Source organism: uncultured Algibacter sp. (genome assembly GCF_963976535.1).
Lineage (GTDB): Bacteria > Bacteroidota > Bacteroidia > Flavobacteriales > Flavobacteriaceae > Algibacter_B.
Genome location: NZ_CAXBLF010000041.1, coordinates 24,709 through 30,786 on the forward strand (window position 1 = coordinate 24,709; position 6,078 = coordinate 30,786).

Annotated in this window: 5 protein-coding genes; 2 read left to right on the plus strand and 3 right to left on the minus strand. The window is 36.2% G+C overall.

Annotation, left to right across the window (positions count from 1 at the left end):
- Window positions 1-443: 443 nt before the first annotated feature.
- Window positions 444-1,184 (plus strand): acyl-CoA desaturase, encoded by a 741-nt coding sequence (locus tag AAC024_RS11345; protein WP_339895512.1) that lies wholly within the window; start codon window positions 444-446, stop codon window positions 1,182-1,184.
- Window positions 1,185-1,358: 174 nt separating this feature from the next.
- Here the strand turns inward: AAC024_RS11345 and AAC024_RS11350 are convergent, their stop codons facing one another.
- The 3 genes from AAC024_RS11350 to AAC024_RS11360 form a co-directional block, all read right to left on the minus strand.
- Window positions 1,359-2,672 carry a DEAD/DEAH box helicase gene (locus AAC024_RS11350; RefSeq protein WP_339895514.1) on the minus strand — a complete coding sequence of 438 codons (1,314 nt, stop codon included), beginning with the start codon at window positions 2,670-2,672 and terminating at the stop codon, window positions 1,359-1,361.
- Window positions 2,673-2,869: 197 nt separating this feature from the next.
- Window positions 2,870-4,201, minus strand: coding sequence for a DEAD/DEAH box helicase (locus AAC024_RS11355; RefSeq protein WP_339895515.1), 1,332 nt, complete (start codon window positions 4,199-4,201; stop codon window positions 2,870-2,872).
- A gap of 123 nt (window positions 4,202-4,324) precedes the next feature.
- On the minus strand, window positions 4,325-4,774 hold the full coding sequence (locus tag AAC024_RS11360; RefSeq protein ID WP_339895516.1) for a KTSC domain-containing protein: 450 nt from the start codon (window positions 4,772-4,774) through the stop codon (window positions 4,325-4,327).
- Window positions 4,775-4,884: 110 nt separating this feature from the next.
- Between AAC024_RS11360 and AAC024_RS11365 the strand changes: the two genes are divergently transcribed.
- A protein-coding gene (locus tag AAC024_RS11365; RefSeq protein WP_339895517.1) for an IS630 family transposase occupies window positions 4,885-6,017 on the plus strand; the annotation gives its coding sequence in 2 pieces (ribosomal slippage) (window positions 4,885-5,308 and window positions 5,308-6,017; 1,134 coding nt in all).
- Window positions 6,018-6,078 lie beyond the last annotated feature (61 nt).

A 6,078-nucleotide genomic window follows, 5' to 3' on the forward strand; every position in this document is an offset into this window, starting at 1 on the left:
GACCGCTGCGCTGATAGAATACAGAATCAAGACTTGATTTTAACTAACTGATAATCAATTTAAAATAGATTTATATTTTCAGAAAGTTTATGTTTTTCTTTTTTCTAAAAAGCAAGGGGTGTTTAAAAAAAATCTTTTAACTATACCCAATCTATTGTTCGGGCTGTTTTACAAATTTAAACCAGACACTATTGAATAATAATATTCCACGGTATTTTAATAGTAACGAATAGTTACCCTATTCTGACTTTTTTGGGTCTGGATTGTCCCCTAGAGGGGGCTTTAGGGGTGTTTTTTAGACTATTGTCATCAAATTTGTAGCCCTTATATAACTAACTGAAATACAGATAAATATTAATCCAACTCAGGTTTGTAATATGTGTTTTATTAATCTAGGTTCATTGTTTTGCCTGAAACAACAAATTACCTTTGTAAAAAAAATTATGATTATCATTCTTTTCGTTTTAGTGCTTTGGTATGGAGGCTTATTTTTTCAGTCTTTCTTTTTACATCGCTATGCTGCACATCAGGTATTTACCATGTCGAAAACCATGGAGCGTATTACTTTTATATTGACTTGGATTTTTCAAGGCTCAAGTTATTTAAGTGCTTATGGTTATGGGATTATGCACCGCATGCACCATGCTTATACGGATACTAAAAAGGATCCACATTCGCCATCTCATGATGCTAACATGTTTACCATGATGTGGAAAACAAAAACGATTTATCAAGATATTAATAAACAACGTATTGAAATTGATTCGTGCTTTACCAAAAACGTGCCGCAATGGAAAGGCTTTGATGCATTTGCGAGTTCTCGCTTTTCTAGATTGCTTTGGATTACGGGTTACATTCTGTTCTTTGCACTCTTTGCAACGGCTTGGTGGCAGTGGTTATTATTACCTATAACGTTTATGATGGCGCCTATTCATGGTGTGATTATTAACTGGTTTGGGCATATTTATGGCTATGTGAATTTCAAGATGAAAAACACAAGTAAAAACCTATTCCGTTTTGATTTTTTAATGATGGGTGAAGGCTATCATAATAATCATCATAAGTTTTCTAGTAGCCCTAATTTTGGAGTGAAATGGTATGAGATTGATATCACTTATTTAATAATAAGACTATTGAATGCTTTTGGTGTTATACAGTTGAAACCTATTCCAGTTAAGAAGTAGTTTTTGTACTTTTTATGTCAGGTTGAGCGCAGTCGAAACCCAAAGAATTTTTCGATTTCAAAGACCTTTCGACTGCGCTCAACCTGACATCAAAAAATAAATTATTAAATTTTAGTTGATTAAATTCAATGATTTTATAGAACTCAGATTAATAGGTATTAAGAAAGCCACACCTTATAAAATGGTAACTCGAACTTTCTTCTTTTTTAATCGGGTATTGTTTAATTTTTCTACTAATTCATCAGCCATAGTAATCGGAATGGCAACAAATGCACAATCAGGTTTTAGTTCAATAGTTCCTAATTGATCTTTATTAATTCCACCTTGTTTAAAAAATAACCCTGCGATATCGCCTTTGGAAATTTTATCTTTTCGACCACCAGAAATAAATAAGGTTTCCCAGTATTGTGGTTTATGAGGTGCTTTCTTAGAAATATTTATGCCTTTTACATTTTGAATAAATTCTGGCAGTAATTGGCTTTCCCATTTCAATACATAAGCGGTTCCTTTGGCATTGACTCTAGCTGTTCTACCATTTCTATGAATAAACTCTTCTTCATGTCGAGGGAGTTCATAATGAATAATATAATTCATTTCTGGAATATCGATGCCTCTAGCTGCCAAATCGGTTGCTATTAATATTTGACTTGTGCCGTTTCTAAATTTTATTAAAGCCCGTTCTCTATCTTTTTGCTCCATGCCACCAGAAAAACAAGCATGACTGATTTTATTTCGTTTTAAAAAACGACTGACTTCATTAATGCTATCTCTTAAATTACAGAAAATAATGCCAGGTTCATTGCCAATATGCTGTACCAATTGTAACAGCGTTTTCAATTTGTTTTTATCTGGAGACACCACTGTTTTAATAGCTAATTTTGATCCCTTTTTTTCTTTTAAATAGTTGATGGTGGTTGGCTTGTCTAATCTTACAAAACCAGGAACTTTAACTGCTTGAGTGGCAGAGGTTAATATGCGTTTATTTATACTAGGCAATTGCGTGATAATGCCCTTCATTTCTTCCTCAAAACCATCTTCTAAAGACTTGTCAAATTCATCTAAAATAAGTGTTTTTATGCTGGCTTTAGAAAACCTGTCGCTATCAAAATGATCTAATATTCTACCTGGCGTTCCTATTAAAATTGCTGGATTATGACTAATTTCAATTTTGTCTTTAGACATGGGTCTACCGCCATAAACTGCATTTACTTTATAGCCAGAACCCATAGACCGAATGACTTGCTCTATTTGAATGGCTAATTCTCTTGACGGTACTAGTATTAATACTTGAATTTCTTTAGATTCTGGATTTAAAACCTTTAAAAGTGGTAATGAAAAAGCCAATGTTTTACCTGTTCCCGTCGGCGATAATATGATGGTATTTGTGGTTGTTTCAATAACAGAAACAGCTTCCTTTTGCATGGGATTCAAGGCATGAATATTTAATTTTGTTAAAATATCCTGTTGATTTTTAATACTATTTGCCATAATGACTATTTCTTATTAACGCGTTGTATATTTTGCTTGTCAATTCGAGTGAATTTTACTCATTTTTTTGAATAAAATTTGTATCGAGAATCAAGTTTTTAGCTTTAAACCTGTTCTCGATACGATCCCGATAAAATAATCGGAATCACTCGAGCTGACAATTGATAACACCTAATTAGCAAAATGCATAACGGGTATTATTTCTTTTTAGAATCCTCTGGTTTTGGAGTCGCCATACCAGATTGTGCCAAGTAATTTGCTAATATTTTATCGACGAGTTCCTCTTTCGTTAAATGATGAAATATCGTTTTTATCTTAGCTTTAAAATCTTCTGACACCTCCCGATTTGGTTTGGTTTTAAATATTTTTTTCGCCCATAACAAACCATTGTTTTCTTCGATGCTTTGTGTGTCTGCTTTTTTAAATTCATTAAAAACAATACCCAATTCATTTTCAAAATTAACAATATCTTGAACTTCTTCTTTTTGTAATATGGTTAACGAAAGCCCCTTTGCTCCTGCTCTTGCTGTACGTCCACTTCGATGCACATAGGCATCATAAGTATCTGGTAAATGATAATTAACAACATACGATATCTCTTTAACATCAATACCACGAGCTGCTAAATCGGTAGCCACCAAAATATCGATATAGCCTGCTCTAAATTGGCCCATAATACGGTCGCGAATACCTTGAGACAAACTACCATGAATGGCTCCAGATGAGAATTTATTAATGGCTAAGTTTTTTGCTAATTTATTAACCGCCGCTTTGGTTTTACAAAAAATAATCCCTCTTTCGCCTTCCTTTGAATTTAAAAAATGAAGTAAGACCTCTAGTTTTTCAATAGGCTCTACAACCACATATTGATGATCGATACCTTGATGCCCAACAGTTGCCATGTCTGCTTCTATCTGTACAACATGTTTTGACATGTAATTTTGAACCAATTGCTTTATAGCTCCAGGCATGGTAGCTGTAAACAATAAGGTGCGTCGAGATTTCGGAATGTCTTTGATAATAAGGTCTAAGTCGGTTTTTAATGTGCTCACCATTTTATCAGCTTCATCCAACACTAAATACTTTAAGTTCTTAATGTTAATAGCGCCTCGTTTTATTAAATCGACTAAACGTCCCGGTGTTGCCACCACAATATGAGTTGCAATTTTTAAACGTTCTATTTGAGGTTTTATAGGAATTCCTCCGCATACGGCTGCAATTGAAAGTGCAGGACTATGGGAAGTAAAAGACATTAAATTAGCGTGAATTTGATGACCTAATTCTCTTGTAGGCGCCAATATTAACACCTGTACGTTAGTGTCATCAGTATCGATTAGCTGTAACAAAGGCAATCCGAAAGCAGCAGTTTTACCTGTTCCTGTTTTTGCCAAAGCAACAAGATCTTCTTTTTGATTAAGTACAACGGGAATTGTCTTTTTTTGAATATCTGTTGGAACAGAAATTTGTAAATCGGCTAAGCTTTGTTGTAATAGCTGATTAATTCCTAAATCGGAAAATGATTTTGACATAACATAATTTTGAGCAAAGATAACAATACGATATCCTAGAATCGTTCAAATTATTGAGCTAATTCACTTTAAAAGCGTGATGATAAGCAAACCCTCGACAAGCAATAAGATAATACCTCGCTATTAAGCCTCTTGTTGCATGCGCTTTGATTTTCTGTATATGTAGTTAGGGTAGATTGCGCGTTTAGCGTAACGATTCAATGTATTAGAATTAATCATCTTTATATAGATAGGCTTCGTAACTCCAAAATACTCGTAAGTGGTGCCATCTAAAAAAGTGATTTCTAATAATAAACCTTTGTGAACGTAATCTGCTATTCCAGAATTTGTTATTGTATCGGTATAAACCTCTAAGTTTGCTGCTAGAGTTTCTGGAGCGATACTCACTAAAAAATGATACCCATCAATAATGTTGCGGCTATTTACTTCGGCCTCTTCAAGTTTAGCATCGTCTTCTTGAAACTTATCTGGATGCCATTCTTTTGCTAAATTACGGTAACGCTTTTTAAGTAATTTAAGATCAATCTCTTTTTCTATTTCAAACAACTTTTTATATTGACTTATACGCTTCATAGACCCATATTTTTTTACAAGCCGCGAAACTACATCTTTATTCTGAACTAGTGTTAAGTTAAGTTTATTATGACGTATTAAATTAAATTTAGTATCTTTGAATAAAAACAATGATACGATACACCATTAAATTAAGTCAAGAAGAAGTAAACGGGTTGATGGCAATAATCAACAAGGGCTCGCATACCACCCAGAAGTTCCGTGCCGCCTACATCTTATTGAACTGCGATGAGGGCGATCATTCCGAAAAGGTGACCAACGAACAGATCAGCAAGGTCCTCAAGGTGGGCATGCGCACCATAGACCGTGTAAAGAAGAAGTTCGTCGAGGAAGGTTTCGAGGCGGTTCTCGAACGCCGCCCAACCACTCGGGTCTATGAAAAGAAAATAGATGGCGATGTGGAGGCAAAACTGGTCCAGTTGTGTTGCAGCGAGCCGCCCCCGGGTTTTGCAAAATGGTCCTTGAGGTTGTTGGCCGACAAAATGGTCGAGTTGGAATATGTGCCGAGCATCTCCCATGTTTCCGTTGGGGAGGTCTTAAAAAAAACGAACTTAAGCCTTGGAAAGTAAAGGGCTGGGTGATACCGCCGAAAAGCAACGGCGAGTTCGTCGCGAACATGGAGCGGGTGCTGGATGTTTACAAAAGGCCCTATGATGTAAATAACCCGGTGGTCTGCATGGACGAGTCGCCGAAACAGTTGATCTCGGCGGGCCAGCTTTCCGTTCCGATGAGACCGGGGCAGGAAGCCCGGGTTGATTATGAGTACGTAAGGCACGGGATGGTCAATATATTCATGGCGAACGAACCGTTGAAAGGCAAACGTTCGGTAGAAGTGACGGAGCACAAAACAAAAAAAGACTGGGCGGAGTTCATCAAGAAATTGGCGGACGAGCAATATCCGGAAGCAAACAGGATAACACTTGTGATGGACAACTTCAGCACGCACGCAGCTTCCGCCTTTTATGAAACTTTCGAACCGGAAGAGGCCAAAAGGTTGTGGGACAGGTTTGAATTTGTGTTCACGCCCAAACACGGGAGCTGGTTGAACATGGCAGAGATAGAACTGCACGTGCTCAACGCGCAATGCCTTAACAGGTACATCTCCACAATGGATGAAATAAAAAGAGAGATAAATGCTTGGCAGGACAGCAGGAACAACAAAGGGGGCAAGATAAACTGGCAGTTCACCACCAAAGACTCAAGGATAAAACTAAAAAGACTTTATCCGTCAATTAATGATTAACATAACACTAGTTAGCTTAATTATAGCGTTTTTTATTTTTGGAGGACATTGACTAAATAAA